Here is a 16439-nt window from a genome sequence, read left to right on the forward strand (position 1 = left end):
ACGGGGACACGGAGACACGGCGACACGGTGACACGGCGACACGGCGACACGGCGACACGGAGACACGGAGACACGGTGACACGGCGACACGGTGACACGGTGACACGGCGGTCAGATTCCAGAAGACCGCAGACGACGGACGGCAGACCGCTTCCAGAGGACGGCGGTCAGAGGGAATAAGGTGAAGGTTGCAATTCTCGGCAGGTACCCGGTAAACGGCCGTCGCGTAGCTGGTGGACCAGACGCTGTGGTGTCACAGCTGGCCAGTGGACTACAACAAATGGCGGACGTGGAAGTCCATGTCGTTACGCTTTCCAGCCAGGTGCCGGAAGATGCGTTTTTTGAGCGGGATGGCATATGGGTCCATTCGATCCGGCCACGCCGGCTACCTCGCTGGACCATGCTTCGGCTAAATGCCCGCGCGCTGGAGCAGGCGCTGAAGGCTATTGCCCCTGATGTCGTTCATGCTCACGATGCAGGGACATATGCCGATGCGGCCCTCGCCAGCGGTTATCCGGCGGTGATCACCGTGCATGGCGTGATCCAGCGGGAGGCGGAGCTCAGTCGCGAGTACGGCATGAATTGGAGGGAACGGCTCAGCTGGGCGTATGAGGAGCGCTATGAGCGACACTGCCTGGGCAGGGCGCAGGACGTCATCGCTATCAGCCCCTATGTACAGGACTTCTACCAGCCCTTCACCCCGGCCCAAATGCATCTGGTCGAAAACCCGGTTGCAGATCTCTTTTTTCACCTGCCCGATCGCACGGAACCTGCGACGATCCTCTGCGCAGCACGCATCATTCACCGGAAAAACATCCTGACACTGTTGCAGGCCTTTGCTCAGGTGCATGCCGAATTTCCGCAGGCACGCCTTCGTTTGGCCGGTGAAACGCGGTCGCAGCCAGAGTATGCTGAGACATGCCGGCAGTTTGTGCAGACCCATGGCCTGCAGAATGCTGTTTCCTTTCTTGGCTGGCTTGAACAGGATGCCATCCAGGAGGAATACAGCAAGTGTGGTTGCCTGGTGTTGGTATCGTGGCAGGAAACGGCGCCGGTCTCCATTGAACAGGCTATGTCCGCCGGCAAGGCTGTTATCGCCAGCGATGTGGGCGGTGTTCGTTATCTGCTGGTCGATGGCCAGGCAGGGATTTTGGTTGATCCCGCAGATGTGGACGCGCAGGTTGCCGCGTTTCGTCGGGTGCTGACGGACGCTACGTTGCGGGCGACTTTGGGCAAGGTCGCCCGGGAGCAGGCGTTGAATCGTTTTCACCCTGAAGTGGTCGCCCGGCGCACGCGAGCTGTCTACGAGACCATGATGGAGCGGCAAGGCTCCGGGAATCATTAGCAGGTCATGGCTACAAGGGACAGCCGGACACCTTTGCGTGTTGCCCTCCTGTGCCATTATCCCGATGATGCGGATGCCCCTGCGGGTGGCGTCTGGGCGGTAGGCCGCAACCTGGCAGCGGGTTTGGTGTCGGCCGGCGCGCAGGTTCATGTCATTCGATACCTGCCGGTAGGCGGATCGCAGGATCCAGCCGTACGCGTGACCGGCAGATCACCATTATTTATCCACTCCATCGAGATTCCCCGTCGGAGTCGCCTTCCCTTGCGCCGAGTCGCTGCCGTACCTCTCCTGCAGAGGGAGCTTGATGCAGTTCGCCCCGATGCTATTACGGCCCACGAATCTGAGTACGGTTTGGCAGCCTTGCGCAGCGGCTATCCAGCGGCAGTCACGATTCACGGTATCCCTCGCCAGGAGTTTCGCTCCTACTCCGACTGGAAACGTCGCCTTGATCTGGGGTTGACCATCTGGCAGGATTGGATCATGGTGCGCAAGGCGCGGCACATCGTGGCGATCAATAACTACGCGATGGCGCAATATCGCCGGCGGACCCGGGCCCAATTTCACCGCATCGACGTTCCGATTGGCGACGTCTTTTTTGATGTACCCGTCCGGGATCCGGATCCCCATGCGCTGTTGATGGTTGGAGGCATGAGTGAACGCAAGGATCCCTTGACCCTGTTGCGGGCACTCTCCATGTTGCGACTCAGAGTGCCAGGTGTTCGCTTGCGGATTGCAGGCCGGCAACCATCGGGGGATTTCAAGATCAAAGTGGACCGGTTTATCCGGGACAACGGGTTGGAAGATAGTGTTCAATTCATTGGATCGCTCAATCAACCTGAGTTGGCGCTTGCTTACACGGCGAATGCGATCACGGTGATGAGTAGCCGGCAGGAGACCTCTCCCGCTGTGTTGATGGAAGCCATGGCGGCCCGCAGGCCTGTTGTGGCCAGCGAGGTGGGTGGCGTTGCCGAGATCGTGGCGCAGGGTGAAACCGGCTTTACAACGTCTGCCGGAGATGCCGCGTCCATGGCGCTTCGACTGGAGGAATTGTTGAATGATCCCGAGCGGGCGGCAGCCATGGGCATGCGGGGACGCGAGGTTGCCGAAAGTCGCTATCGGCGCGGTCGGGTTGGTGAAGCCTACGTGCGGTTGTTGTCCCACCTGGCGGCCACGTGGTGATCGGTGGGAGGACACACGGGCAGGGACATATGGGCGGGGACACACATGGGCAGGAACACACATGGGCAGGGACACATGGGCAAGGGACACATGGGCAGGGACACATGGGCAGGGACACATGGGCGGGGACACATGGGCGGGGACACACATGGGCAGGGACAAGCCCCGCCCCTACTTGCTGGCGGCAGGACGTTCGTGTTATAATCTTCACAACGCGTTTTCCCGTATGCGCCTGACCTGGACTTTCGCTACGGATTTTCCGCAATCATTTTTCCCTTCATTCAATTTGTGGTTAATCTGCCAGTTTTTTGAACCTTTTCGTGTTGTGAACTGTATAAGAAAAGGACCTGTAATTGCTCGAATGCGTTCTGTGATTGGAGAATGGCCTTGCATGAAGATGGCCAACTGATCCAGCAGGTACGAAACGGCGATTTGCGAGCCTTCGAGACTCTGTATAATAAGTACAAGGGTCAGGTTTATCGGACTGCGCTCGCTGTCACCAGTGATCCTGGCGCTGCTGAAGATATCCTCCAGGATTGTTTCCTGCGCGTGCATGCCAATATCGATCGCCTGGATGGCTCGGTGCCCATCTCACCCTGGCTTCATCGGGTGACGGTGAACCTTGCTTACAACCTTGTGGCTAAACGAAAACGGCGCGCAGGGTCTCTGGAAGGGATAATCGAAACCCTGAAGGCCGGCATCGTGGACTCGCCCGATCGATTCGTCGAAGATGCCGAAGTCCGCGACAGGGTACAGGCGGCCATCGATACGCTGAGCTTCAATCAACGGGTCGTGGTGACCCTGTTTTATCTCGGTGAATTCAATCTGGAGGAAATTGCCTATATTCTGGATTGTCCCGTAGGAACCGTGAAGTCGCGATTGCATTATGCTCGCAACAAGCTGCGCGTTCAACTGGCGGGACAGGCCGACGTTTTGTCCGGGGTAATGCTATGAGCATGGGTGAGCGAAAAACGTCTCAAGCGCACGCCGGTGAAGAGATACTTGACGACCTGATACGGGTTGAGCTTCAAGCCCGCGCATCGGGTGCGAAGCCACCTGACCGCATTTGGGAAAGCATCTCATCCCAGGTTGCTGCGGGGCCGTCACCGGTGCGGCGACGGCCCCCGGCCTTTGAATTGAACCGGGTCGTGGCCCCGTTGGTCCAGGGATTGACAGCGGCTATCGTGTTGCTCCTGTTGGGATTCAGCATTGGCCCCAACCTTTGGGTCCAAACCTATCAGTTTGCTACCGGCCGGGAAATCACGCCGACCAGTGTGGCACCCTCTGTGGATGTCACGGCCGTGCCTGAGATAGCAGAATCCTCCCGGGTGTTGACCACCGGGTCGGGCGCTGATATGCTCAGCACGGGTGTATTGCTGCGCATTCAGGAGCCGCAAGAATCGCCTGAGGCAAGGGCGCCGACTCAGGCCAATTATCCGGAATTGGATCCTTTGCTTGCCAAGCGGCACGGTGCGGCCGTAGCGCCCATAGAAATGGTGGTTGAGGATAGAGGTCTTGCACAATAGGTATGTTTGACAAGCCATTGTGTCTGTGATAGTATAATCATCTGTTATTGCAGGGTTTTCCTGTGTCAAAACCTTCGAATAGCTGGGTCGAGCGCTTGTCCGATTGTACAAGTTGTCGGCGGGAAATCCTATTCATTATCTCACTACTGAAGCAGTATTCGCATAGCCTAACTTCTTTAATGCATGAGTGTCTCGCACATCCTTGCTGCCAGTCTTCGTGGCGCGTCGACGATATGTTGTCGATGCTTGCCTCAATACCCCACCCAAGCAACAGAATGAGACTCGTGATTCCGCTCAGGAGGCCTGCATGGGAACTTTGTTGGAAGTGAAGGATCTGCGCACCCAGTTCTTCACTCAGGACGGTGTTGTCAACGCGGTCAATGGGATCTCTTATACGCTGGATGAGGGCGAGACCCTGGCCATCGTCGGCGAAAGTGGCTGCGGCAAGAGCGTTGGAGTCATGTCTCTTATCAAGCTCATTCCTTCCCCGCCCGGCCGTGTCGTGGGAGGCGAAGTCTGGTTTGATGGCCGTGATCTGTTGCAGCTGGACGATGACGAGATCCGGCAGGTTCGCGGCAACCGCATTGCCATGATCTTCCAGGATCCCATGACCTCACTCAACCCGGTGTTGACGATCGGGCGTCAAATTTCGGAATCGTTGCAGCTGCACCTGGGGATGGATCGCCAGCAGGCACGAAAGCGCTCCGCCGAACTCCTGGAACTGGTAGGTATTCCTGGAGCGGAAAATCGGCTTGATGACTACCCTCACCAGTTTTCGGGTGGCATGCGCCAGCGTGTCATGATCGCGATGGGTCTGTCGTGCAATCCGCAGTTGCTGATTGCCGATGAGCCGACAACCGCGCTGGACGTGACAATCCAGGCGCAGATCGTGGATTTGGTCAAAAAGCTGAAGGAAGATATCGGCATGGCCGTTATCTGGATCACCCACGATCTGGGCGTTGTGGCAGGTCTGGCCGAACGGATGCTTGTCATGTACGCTGGCTTCATCGTGGAAGAGGCGGACGTGAACGCCCTGTACGGTGATCCCCGGCACCCCTATACGATCGGCCTTCTGGGCTCCCTGCCCCGTCTGGATGCGGATCGACCGGAGAAGCTTGAGTCGATCGACGGCCTGCCGCCCGATTTGATCGACCTGCCCAAGGGATGCCCCTTCTATGCTCGCTGCGACTACCGTCTCGATCGTTGCAGGGACGACAACCCGCCGCTGGAGACGGTTGACCGCAATCATAAGGTGGCTTGTTGGGTGGATGTGAAGAGGGAGTCGCCAAATGGCCGATAATAATGGAAAGAACGGCGATAACGGAGTTCTTCTCCGTGTCGAAGATCTGAAAATGCACTTCCCCATTACATCGGGGATCGTTTTTCAACGAACCATTGGCCATGTCAAGGCGGTGGATGGGCTTAATTTTTACATCCGACAGGGTGAGACCCTGGGGCTCGTGGGCGAATCAGGCTGTGGGAAATCCACCACAGGGCGTGCCATCCTGCAACTCTACCGGCCAACCGGTGGCAAGGTATACTTCGACGATCAGGACCTGACGGTGATGAAGGGGGAGGACCTGCGGCAGCAGCGGCGGCGCATGCAGATGATCTTCCAGGACCCCTATGCCTCCTTGAACCCTCGCATGACGGTGGGCAATATCGTCGGCGAGCCGTTGGAGGTTCATAATATCGTCAAGGGCAAGGAACGGCGGGAACGGGTTCAGGAATTATTGCGTATCGTCGGGCTGAACCCCTATTTCGTCAATCGCTATCCCCACGAGTTCTCCGGTGGCCAGCGCCAGCGCATTGGCGTGGCCAGGGCCCTGGCCGTCAATCCCGAGTTCATCGTCTGTGACGAGCCGATTTCAGCCCTGGACGTGTCAATTCAGGCCCAGGTGATCAACCTGCTGGAGGATCTCCAGGAAGAGTATGGCCTGACCTACCTGTTCATTGCCCACGACCTTTCCGTGGTGCGCCATATCTCCGACCGGATCGCCGTGATGTATCTGGGCAAGATCGTGGAGCTTACCGATCGTACTGAACTATATGACAACCCGATGCATCCCTATACCCAGGCGCTGTTGTCGGCGGTGCCGATTCCCGACCCGGTGATCGAGGCTCAACGGCAGCGCATTATCCTGGAAGGGGATGTGCCCAGCCCGGTCAATCCGCCGCAGGGCTGTAATTTTTCGACGCGCTGTTCTCGTGTCATGGATATCTGTCGAGAACAGGACCCCATCTTCAAGGACTACGGCAACGGCCATTATACGGCCTGCTGGCTCTATGAAGATCATTGATCTGTTCTGAATACTCTGACGGCCACGGCCAAGGCACAGATGGACGAATGAAAACGTGTTGAGGCCCCAATGTCGGGAAACGTTGAAAGGAGGTGATTGACGCTCAAAACCCTGAGATCATAGACTAACTGCGCTGGCAGTTGAGATCTCTCCTTATGTGGGCTGTTCTGAGCCTGGCAGGCTCGTTTCGAACAGTTTCAAATTCGAAAAACTACTCTTCAGGAGGAGAAATACACATGCTTAGCAAGAAGTGGGCCGTTCTGATAGCGGTCCTGATAATTTCCAGTATCGTATTGACCGCATGCCCGACCCCTACCCCTGAGGTCGTCACCGTCAAGGAGACGGTGGTGGTCACAGAAGAGGTCAAGGTTGTCGAGACCGTCATCGTAACCGAGGAAAAGGTTGTCACCGAGGAAAAGATTGTCGAGGTTACCCCGATCCCTGACGCCGGCATGGAAAAGACCACCATGCACTGGAACCTGGGCACGGAACCGCCGACCCTGGATCCTGCCCTGGCTTCCGACACCACCTCGGTGGACGTGGATGAGAACCTGTTCCTGGGCTTGACCGGCTTCGACTCGTCCGGCAACGTGGTGCCTGAGCTGGCCACCGAGTGGAGCGTCTCCGACGACCTGCTCGAGTACACCTTCAACATGCGCGACGACGCGGTATGGGTCAACTACAAGCCCAGCACCGGCATCACCGAGATTGGCCCGGTCACCGCCAACGACGTCGTCTACGGCGTGAATCGCACCTGCGATCCCGACACCGCTTCCACCTACTCCTACGTGAACTACATCATCGCCGGCTGTGAGGAATGGAACACGGCTGACACCACGGCCCTGAGCGAGGAAGAGGTTCAGGCGTTGGCTGATGGCGTTGGCGTCGAGGCCGTGGACGACTACACCGTCAAGTTCACCATCAATGCCCCCGCGCCCTACTTCCCGGCCATCGCCGGTATGTGGGTCAACCGCCCCATGCCCCAGGCCACCATCGAGGAATTCGGTGAGAAGTGGACCGAGGCGGGCAATATCGTTACCAACGGTCCCTACGTGCTCGATGAGTGGTTCCACAGTGACAGCATGACGCTGGAAAAGAACCCCACCTGGTATGGCTGGGACGAAGCCGGCAACATCGACCGCATCGAGATGTTCATGATCCAGGAGGCCTCCACCGCCTTCGCGATGTACGAGGCTGGCGAGATGGACACCGTCGGCGTGCCGTTGCCCGACGTGGATCGCGTCAAGGCTGATCCGGTCCTGAGTCAAGAGTTCACGAATGCTCCTGACGCCTGCACCTACTACTACGGCTTCACCAACACCAAGCCCCCGATGGACGACGTGCTGGTGCGCAAGGCCCTCTCCGCTGCCATCGACCGCAAGACGCTGGTCGAGGCTGTGACCAAGGGTGGCCAGATCCCTGCCAATACCTTCGCCCCCGCTATGATCTTTGGCAATGCTGCCGAGGACACGGACATTGCCCCGTGGGCGCTGTCCGAGGAGCAGGGTGGCTGGGGCTACGAGAAGGCCCTGGAACAGGCCAAGGCATGGCTGGCTGAGGCCGGTTACCCCGACGGCGAGGGTTTCCCCACCATCTCCATCATGCACAACACCTCCGAGGGGCATGCCTCCATCGCCCAGGCCATTCAGGCCATGTGGAAGGACGCATTGGGAATCGACGTGAGCATCGAGAACCAGGAGTGGCGAGTTTACCTGACCACCATCGGCAACGCGACGCCGGTGGAAGAGGTCTCCCACGTCTGGCGCCTCGGCTGGTGCGCCGACTATCCGGACCAGAATAACTGGGTGCACGAGGTGTTCAACTCCGATGCGGGCGCCAACCGCCTGCGCTGGGACGAGAGCGCCAATGCAGCCCTGTCTGAGGATGGCCTCAGCTTCAACGAGCTGACGGTGGCTGCCCAGCAGAGTGTCGATCCGGCAGAGCGAGCCGCCCTGTACAAGCAGGCTGAAAAGATCCTCTCCGAGGGTGCTGCCGCCTATGCTCCCATCTACTACTACACCGTAGTCAACGTGACCAAGCCCTACCTGGAGCGCACCTTCGATCAACTGGGTGGCAATCGCTGGTATACTTGGGAATTGGACTATGACGCCAAAAAGGCTGCTACCGGCATGTAGGCCGAAGCAGATTGCCATCTTGACCTGCCTGATTGCATCAGGATAGATTGAGAAAGGCCTTAAGGCAGTCCTCCTTGCTATCAAAGGGGGACTGCCTGCAAAAACCGTTGAACCTGGCGACTGCGGCGATTGTGTATGTCGTGAGACCTATCCAGCCGCTACGGCCGTACGCTACTCGACCACTGATAATTGACAATTAGAATCTAGTGGAGAAACGTCATGACCCAATACATCATTCGCCGGATTCTCTTCGCGATCCCCGTGTTGCTGGCGGTTGCCTTGGTGACCTTCGCTCTGGTACGGGCGCTGCCGGGCGGACCCTTCGACTTCGAGGGAGACAGGAGCCTGCCCCCCTCGGTGGTGGCCAACCTGGAGGCCAAATACCATCTCAGCGACCCGACCTGGCAACAGTTCTGTTCCTATCTGCTGGGGGATGACATCTGCCGGCCCGGGAAAGAGAATAACTCGGGCAAAGGCTTGATTCGGGGCGACCTGGGGCCTTCCCTGCGCTACCGCAGCCAGACGGTGAACGACATCATCGGCCAGGCCTTGCCGGTTTCGGCCCAGTTGGGATTTCTGGCCGTTATGCTGGGGTTGTTTATCGGGCTTCCAGCCGGCATTATCTCAGCCTTGAAACAGAACACGGTATGGGATTACACGGCCAGCACCATCGCCATTCTGGGGGTGTCCATCAACAACATTGTGCTGGCGCCGCTGTTGATCTGGGTCTTTGCCCTGCAGCTGGGTTGGTTCCCGGCGGCCCGCTGGGGCGCCCGTCCCCCCTTCTTCCTGTTCGTTCTTCCGCCGATGACCTCGGAGTTCTGGACACATGCTGTGCTGCCAGTTGTGGCCCTGGGTACCGCTCTCTCCGGTTCTATTGCCCGTCTGACCCGGGCCAGCCTGTTGCAGGTAATCCGTGAGGACTACATCCGCACGGCCCGTTCCAAAGGGTTGCGGGAACGGACGGTAGTGGTCCGTCATGGCCTGAAGAACAGCCTTATCCCGGTGGTAACGATCCTCGGTCCCATGTTTGCGGCCGTTCTAACCGGCACCTTCGTCATCGAACGCATCTTCGCCATTCCGGGGTTGGGAAAACACTTTATCGAAAGCGTAGGCAACCGGGACTACCCGGTGGTCCTGGGCACCACACTGATTTTTGGGATTGCTATCGTTGTGGCAAACCTGAGCGTCGATATCCTCTACGCCTGGCTTGACCCGCGTATCCGCTACGATTAACGGTCCGGAGGAACCCCTATGACTGCAGCTAGCGATACTGCTTCGCCCCTGGATCTGGCCGCGGCCCGTAAAGAGCGCAGCCCCTGGACTGATGCCTGGAATCAGCTTGTCAAGAACAGGCTTGCTATAGCGTCTTCCGTTTTCATCATTGTACTGATTTTGCTGGCCATCTTCGCCAGCATCGTGACGCCCTTTCCCTACGACCGTACGGTGCTGAAGGATGTCTCCACCTGCTCCTATCTGCCCATGCCCTTGATCTGCCCGGGCGGCACAGTCGCTCCCTCCGGCACCAAATATATGTTTGGCGCCGACCATCTGGGGCGCGACATCCTGAGCCGAACCATCTATGGCGCCCAGGTCTCTCTGGCGGTAGGCATTGTCGGCGCAGGGGTCAGTATGGTAGTGGGGATGTTCTACGGCCTTGTGGCGGGCTATAGCAGCCCGCGCGTGGACAACGTGATGATGCGCATCGTGGACTTCCTCTACGCGCTGCCCCTTCTGGTGTTTATCATATTGTTACAGGTCTTTTTCAAGGCCTTTGCCAGACAGCAAGGCAATGTGGAGAATTTTACCTTTCCAGGCTGGTTTATGTGGGGTCTGGCGCTGTCTGCCCTGGTGCTGTTAGGTGGCAGCATCATCGTAGGGCGCCGCACCGAGCTGGGCATCAGCGCCTTTTTGGCCGGCGTTGGTCTATTTGCCGTTGCCATCGTGGTATTGCTGCTCCTGCTGACGTTCACTTCAGATGCCAGTCCCTTTACGGCCCTGGTTGCTATCGACAACGCTATGGGGGGCATGTTCTTCCTGATGATCGCCCTGGGGCTGTTGAACTGGCTTGGCATGGCCAGAATCACGCGGGGACAGGTTTTATCCTACAAAAACAAGGAATTCGTCGAAGCCGCGCAGATGGTGGGCGCCAGTGATATGCGCATCATCTTCCGGCACCTGTTGCCCAACGTGCTGGGTCCCTGCATCGTGTATGAGACAATGGCCATCCCAGGCTATATCGCGCTGGAGGCCTTCCTTAGCTTCATCGGTCTGGGAATCAATCCGCCCCGCCCCAGCTGGGGTAACATGATCTCCGAGGGTGCGCCCGCTTTGCGGTCCTATCCCCATTACATTGTGTTGCCCAGTGTCGCCTTGACGGTCACTATCCTGGCCTTCAACTTCCTGGGCGATGGCCTGCGGGATGCCTTTGATCCTCGCTTGCGGGAATGATCGATTGCCGGTTACGGCAAGTCAGTTACCATCGAATAGAGAGACGCCCTGCATGCAGCGGGGCGTTTGTTGTTGAGTGGGCAAGGAGGCAAGTGGGAAGTAGACGAGTAGATAAGTAAATGGGTAGACAAGTAGATAAGTAGACAAGTAGATAAGTAGACAAGTAGATAAGTAGATAAGTAGATAAGTAGACAAGTAGATAAGTAGACAAGTAGATAAGTAGACAAGTAGATAAGTAGACAAGTAGATAAGTAAATAGGTAGACAAGTCAGCATGATCGTTGGCGCATCAGAAACGATGAAAATGCAGGCTTGCACGAGGCCAATTCACTACTTTCGATACACAGCCGTCGTTTTTCCATTTGCGTCACCTTTTAAAGTATGATAAAATGTCATACCAGAGGTGGATAATATGCCAAAAGAAAAAGTAGCGGTAACAATTGATAGAGACCTGTTGACAAGATTAGATCGCATGGTTTCTGAAGGAAAATATCCCAGCAGAAGTCGTGCTGTTGAAGAAGCCATCAGGGAGCGATTAACAAAAGTCGAGCGATCCAGGCTGGCTACAGAATCGGCAAAGTTGAACCCCGCTTTCGAACAGGCTTTGGCTGATGAGGGCTTAGCAGGAGATCTATTTGAGTGGCCGGAATATTGAGGGGTGAAATCTACTGGGCTGATCTAAATCCTGTCCGCGGTCAGGAACAAGCCGGTGTTCGTCCAGTGGTGATCATCAGCCACAATGTGTTTAACCAACGATCAGGCACCGTTATTGCCATGGCTATTACCAGCCAACCTCAACGGGCTGGTTTTCCGCTTACTCATGAACTAAAAAGTGGGGATCTTCCTAAACGGTCGTGGGTCAAAATCAGCCAGGTCAGGACGCTATCAACTTCTCGCTTGAAAAAAGGGATGGGCCAGGTTGATCCCGAAGAGATCAGTCTCCTTATTGAGGGATTAAACGAAATCGTCTCTGGTTAACTCCCGCTTCACCCGACCGTCTGGGTTGCATGGTTGGCGGCAGCACGCTACGCCAGCACGGTAGCAACCGATCCGAGAGGTAGGCGTCTCGGGCCGTCCACGAATGGGGTCACGAATGCACGAATGGGGCGGAAGTGGGAGAGCTGCATTCGTGCATTCGCGTCGCCGGACGTCAGCACGCCACGTCAGCACGCCACGTCAGCACGCTACGCCACGGCACGTCGGCGGACGCCGCGTGAGCTAGCAGGCGTGCCGGGAGTCCAGGAATCAATACCTCTGGGTCTGACCCACCCCCCGACCCCCTCCCAAACTGGGAGGGGGAGAGGCTCAAGCTCCCCTCCCCGAGCCGGTTCCCAGGGGCGCTGCGCAACCCTTTGCAGGAGATTTCGCACAGACCGGCCCGAGCAGAACGGGCAGTCTACTCGTTCCTTGTCTCCTTGTTTCCTTATCTCCTTGCTCCCTTCACGCCTTATCACCTATAATGGACCCATGTCCATCCATGTTGCCCTCGACGACTTGCGGCGCGACCCAGGCTTTCTGCGCAATGTCACTACCTGGCAGTGTTTGCCATCCCGACCGGCGCGCAGCCAAAGCCTGCCGGCCAATCTGCATCCATCGCTGCGATTCTGGCTTCAGCAGAGCGGCATAGAAAACCTCTATCTCCACCAGGCAATGGCCTGGCAAACTGCCGCGCGGGGCGAGAACTTCGTCGTTGTGACGCCAACCGCCAGTGGCAAAACCCTCTGCTACAACCTGCCAATACTGGACAGCCTGCTGCGGGATTCAGATGCCCGCGCCCTATATCTCTTTCCAACCAAGGCCCTGGCGCAGGATCAGTTGGCGGCGTTGCGATTGGCGGATGGGCATTTCACCCAGCACCCGCTCTGCCCGGCTACCTACGATGGCGATACGACCAGGGGAGATCGATCCCGGATACGGCAGAGCGCCCGCATCCTGTTGAGCAATCCCGATATGCTGCACACGGGTATCCTGCCTCACCATCCACGCTGGGCAGAGTTCTTCGCTCATCTTCGTTTCGTCGTGCTCGATGAGTTGCATGTCTACCGCGGGGTATTCGGGAGCCATTTTGCCAATGTGATGCGGCGGCTGCGCAGAATCTGTAACTTTCATGGCAGCGATCCCCAGTTTTTCTGTGCCTCCGCGACCATCGCCAATCCTCTTGAATTCAGTCGTCGTCTGATCGGCGAGCCTGTAACGCTTATCGACGAGGATGGGTCTCCCAAAGGGGAACGGCACATGGTGTTCTACAATCCGCCCCTGGTGGACCCGGAACTGGGCCTGCGTCGTTCCAGCACCCTGGAGGCGGAGGGAATCGCCGCTCGTCTGGTTACGGCTGGCGTGCAGACCATTGTCTTCGCCCGCGCCCGGCTGACTGTGGAGATGTTACTGACCTATCTGAGGGGGAATCAGAATGTCGGAATGTCAGAGGGGCAGAATATCAGAATGTCGGAATATCGGAATGCCACGAAGTCCCGCGGTCAGGCGATACGCGGTTATCGGGGCGGGTACTTGCCCAATGAGCGACGGGAGATCGAACGAGGGCTGCGCGACGGCAGTGTGCGGGTGGTGGTTGCCACGAACGCGCTGGAACTGGGAGTGAATATCGGTGGCCTGGATGCGGCCGTACTGACCGGCTTTCCGGGAACGATCGCCAGCACGTGGCAACAGGCCGGTCGCGCCGGTCGCCGAACAGATACCTCTCTGGCGATTCTGGTGGCTACGGCCGGTGCTCTGGACCAGTACATTATCAACCACCCCGAGTATGTCCTGGATCGCAGTCCGGAACACGCCCTGATCAACCCGGACAATCTCATCATTCTCAGTAGCCACATGGCGTGTGCGGCCTTTGAGCTTCCCTTCCGCGCCGGGCAGTGTTTTGGCGATGTCTCGTTTACGGAGGAGGTATTGACCTATCTCGAGGAAATGGGTGAGGTCCAGTTGCATGGCGGCGACTGGTATTGGATGGGTGAGGGCTACCCTGCGGCTGCCATCAGTCTGCGAACGGCCTCACCTGACAATGTTGCCATCCAGGTTGTATCACCCGATGACACGGTCAAGGTCATTGGTGAGCTCGAGCGGGAAGCGGCGCCGCTGCTTCTCTATGAGGGTGCCATCTACCTGCATGAAGGGCAGTCCTACCAGGTGAGACAACTGGACTGGGATGGCGGGTCGGCGTGGGTGTCCCCGGTAAATACCGACTTCTACACCCGGGCAAGTTCCGATCAGCGGGTGCAGGTGCTGGATGTAGTTGAAGAGCGAAGCCAGAATGGCGTGATCTGGGCCCATGGGCCGGTGAACGTGGTGAGCCAGTCGACTGTGTTTCGAAAGTTCAAAAAGCGTACCCATGAGACCCTGGGGTACGGGCAGATTGACCTGCCGGAACAGGTATTGGAGACCGATGCCTGCTGGATTGTGCTGACCGACGAGTTGCTGGACCCATTGCGCGAGGCTGGCCTGTGGCGAAGTGATCCCAACGACTATGGACCCAATTGGGCGCAACAGCGGAACGATGCCCGCGCCAGGGATGGTTATTGCTGTATGGTGTGCGGCACGCCTGAAGCGAACAATCGCCAGCATGATGTGCACCATAAAAAGCCCTTCCGTGCCTTTGGCTATGTGCCTGGATCGAACGAAAACTACCGTGAGGCCAACCAACTTGAGAACCTGGCTACCCTCTGCCGGCGCTGCCACCAGCAAGTCGAGCGAGGTCAGCGAGTGCGAACTGGCCTTGGTGGCCTGGCCCATCTCGTGGCCAGTGTGGCTCCCTTGCATCTGATGTGCGATCCCAGGGACATCGGTGTCATCAGTGAGATACAGGACAGTGACTCTAGGCTGCCGACCACCACTGTTTATGAGAAGGTCCCGGCTGGTATCGGTTTTAGCCAGCATCTGTTCGACCTGCATGACGTTCTGCTGGTGGCTGCCAGGGACCTGCTTCGAGGCTGCCCGTGCCAGGCGGGTTGTCCAGCCTGCGTCGGGCCGATCCCCGAGGACACACAGCGAGACCTGAACGCCAAGGCACTGACCCTGGCTCTGGTGAATGCCTGCTGTGGGTAGCGTCTGGACCACGAAGGCGCGAAGTGCCGCGAAGTACGCGAAGCGCGAAGTACACGAAGCGGAGTGGAATCCACCAATTGACCATTCGCGTCTGCCCTCTGCCACACCTGCACCTGGGTTCCGGCGCAGGTGTTAGCAATTCACCAATTCACCAATTCACAATTAGAGTGCTTGTCAAATCATGGTGGCTAATCTATAATGCTCACCTGGAATGGACCACGATCTAATTTGCGCCTGGAAGACCCTGGAAGGAAGGTCCCATGTCCGATATTTTCGAAAAGGCCTACAATTTCACAGCCGTCAAGGAGGCGAAAGCCGCCGGTTACTATCCCTATTTCATTGCATTGGACGGTCAGGATGGCACGGAGGCTCGCTATCAAGGGCGCCGGTTGTTGATGTTCGGATCCAATAATTATCTTGGACTGACAACCCATCCGGTGGTTCGCCAGGCAGCCATCGACGCCATCAACGAATATGGCACCAGTTGTACCGGCTCCCGCTTTCTCAATGGAAACCTGCTTCTGCATGAGCAGCTGGAGGAGGAACTGGCCGATTGGGTCGGTAAACCGGCTGCGCTGGTTTTCAGCACCGGATACCAGACCAACCTTGGGACCATTAGCGCCCTGGTCGGACGCCACGACTATGCCATATTGGACAAGGATGACCACGCCTGCATCGTCGATGGGGCACAGCTCTCCTTTGGAAAAATGAAGCGTTTCCGCCACTGCGACGTGGCTGATCTGGAACGGGTGCTTGCCGGCCTGCCGGACGACGTGGGCAAGATGGTGGTTGTGGATGGTTTGTTCAGTATGGAGGGTGATGTAGCACCATTGCCCGAGATGATACCGGTGGTCAAAAAATATGGCGCGCGTCTCATGGTGGATGATGCCCACGCGACGGGTGTTCTGGGCGGCGGCAGGGGCACGGCGGCTCAATTCGGCGTGACCGATGAGGTCGACCTGATCATGTCAACTTTCAGCAAGGCCTTTGCCAGTCTGGGCGGCTTCATCGCCGGGGAAGCTGATGTGATCAGCTTCATAAAACACACCGGCCGGGCGATGATCTTCAGCGCCAGCATTCCTCCAAGCAATGCCGCGGCAGCCCTGGCCGCTCTGAAAATCATGCGCGATGAACCAGAACGGGTGGCTCAGGTCAATGCCAACGCACACTTTATGCGCGCGGAACTGCGTCGTCTTGGCTTCGATACGGGGGACAGCTGCACGCCGGTCGTTCCAATCATCATCGGCGATGACCAGTTGTGTTTTTTTGTTTGGCGACAGCTTTTCGATGCAGGTTTGTTTGTCAACCCAGTGATCAGTCCGGCGGTACCCCGGGGCCGGGCTCTGTTGCGGACCAGCTATATGGCGACTCACACCCGGGACCAACTGGACCGTGCTCTCGGCATCTATGCCCAGGTCGGAAAGGCCGTCGGATTGATCTGATCCCTC

At 57.7% G+C, this 16439-nt stretch carries 13 protein-coding genes; all 13 read left to right on the forward strand.

What is annotated here, in order from left to right; translation table 11 throughout:
- Nucleotides 1–181: 181 nt before the first annotated feature.
- The gene (locus U9R25_18115; protein ID MEA3337811.1) at nt 182–1345 is read left to right on the forward strand and encodes a glycosyltransferase family 4 protein; all 1164 of its coding nucleotides are present in this window, start codon (nt 182–184) and stop codon (nt 1343–1345) included.
- A gap of 6 nt (nt 1346–1351) precedes the next feature.
- Nucleotides 1352–2524, forward strand: coding sequence for a glycosyltransferase family 4 protein (locus tag U9R25_18120; GenBank protein ID MEA3337812.1), 1173 nt, complete (start codon nt 1352–1354; stop codon nt 2522–2524).
- A 387-nt stretch (nt 2525–2911) separates the two neighbouring features.
- Nucleotides 2912–3478 (forward strand): sigma-70 family RNA polymerase sigma factor, encoded by a 567-nt coding sequence (locus U9R25_18125; GenBank protein ID MEA3337813.1) that lies wholly within the window; start codon nt 2912–2914, stop codon nt 3476–3478.
- 2 nt (nt 3479–3480) lie between these two features.
- On the forward strand, nt 3481–4050 hold the full coding sequence (locus U9R25_18130) for a hypothetical protein (GenBank protein ID MEA3337814.1): 570 nt from the start codon (nt 3481–3483) through the stop codon (nt 4048–4050).
- 307 nt (nt 4051–4357) lie between these two features.
- Nucleotides 4358–5350, forward strand: coding sequence for an ABC transporter ATP-binding protein (locus U9R25_18135; protein MEA3337815.1), 993 nt, complete (start codon nt 4358–4360; stop codon nt 5348–5350).
- Nucleotides 5340–6350, forward strand: coding sequence for a dipeptide ABC transporter ATP-binding protein (locus U9R25_18140; GenBank protein MEA3337816.1), 1011 nt, complete (start codon nt 5340–5342; stop codon nt 6348–6350). The genes U9R25_18135 and U9R25_18140 overlap by 11 nt, the downstream gene beginning before the upstream one ends.
- A gap of 236 nt (nt 6351–6586) precedes the next feature.
- Nucleotides 6587–8485 (forward strand): peptide ABC transporter substrate-binding protein, encoded by a 1899-nt coding sequence (locus U9R25_18145; protein MEA3337817.1) that lies wholly within the window; start codon nt 6587–6589, stop codon nt 8483–8485.
- 219 nt (nt 8486–8704) lie between these two features.
- Nucleotides 8705–9721 carry an ABC transporter permease gene (locus U9R25_18150; GenBank protein ID MEA3337818.1) on the forward strand — a complete coding sequence of 339 codons (1017 nt, stop codon included), beginning with the start codon at nt 8705–8707 and terminating at the stop codon, nt 9719–9721.
- 18 nt (nt 9722–9739) lie between these two features.
- Nucleotides 9740–10936: an ABC transporter permease gene (locus U9R25_18155; GenBank protein MEA3337819.1), complete on the forward strand. Its 1197-nt coding sequence runs from the start codon at nt 9740–9742 to the stop codon at nt 10934–10936.
- Between the two features lie 411 nt (nt 10937–11347).
- The gene (locus U9R25_18160) at nt 11348–11590 is read left to right on the forward strand and encodes a ribbon-helix-helix domain-containing protein (protein MEA3337820.1); all 243 of its coding nucleotides are present in this window, start codon (nt 11348–11350) and stop codon (nt 11588–11590) included.
- Nucleotides 11575–11913, forward strand: coding sequence for a type II toxin-antitoxin system PemK/MazF family toxin (locus U9R25_18165; GenBank protein MEA3337821.1), 339 nt, complete (start codon nt 11575–11577; stop codon nt 11911–11913). Before U9R25_18160 ends, U9R25_18165 begins: the two co-directional genes overlap by 16 nt.
- 489 nt (nt 11914–12402) lie before the next feature.
- Nucleotides 12403–14991 carry a DEAD/DEAH box helicase gene (locus U9R25_18170; GenBank protein MEA3337822.1) on the forward strand — a complete coding sequence of 863 codons (2589 nt, stop codon included), beginning with the start codon at nt 12403–12405 and terminating at the stop codon, nt 14989–14991.
- Nucleotides 14992–15251: 260 nt separating this feature from the next.
- On the forward strand, nt 15252–16433 hold the full coding sequence (locus tag U9R25_18175) for an aminotransferase class I/II-fold pyridoxal phosphate-dependent enzyme (GenBank protein ID MEA3337823.1): 1182 nt from the start codon (nt 15252–15254) through the stop codon (nt 16431–16433).
- Nucleotides 16434–16439: the final 6 nt, after the last annotated feature.

It is taken from the genome of Chloroflexota bacterium, assembly GCA_034717495.1.
Classification (GTDB): domain Bacteria; phylum Chloroflexota; class Anaerolineae; order JAAEKA01; family JAAEKA01; genus JAYELL01.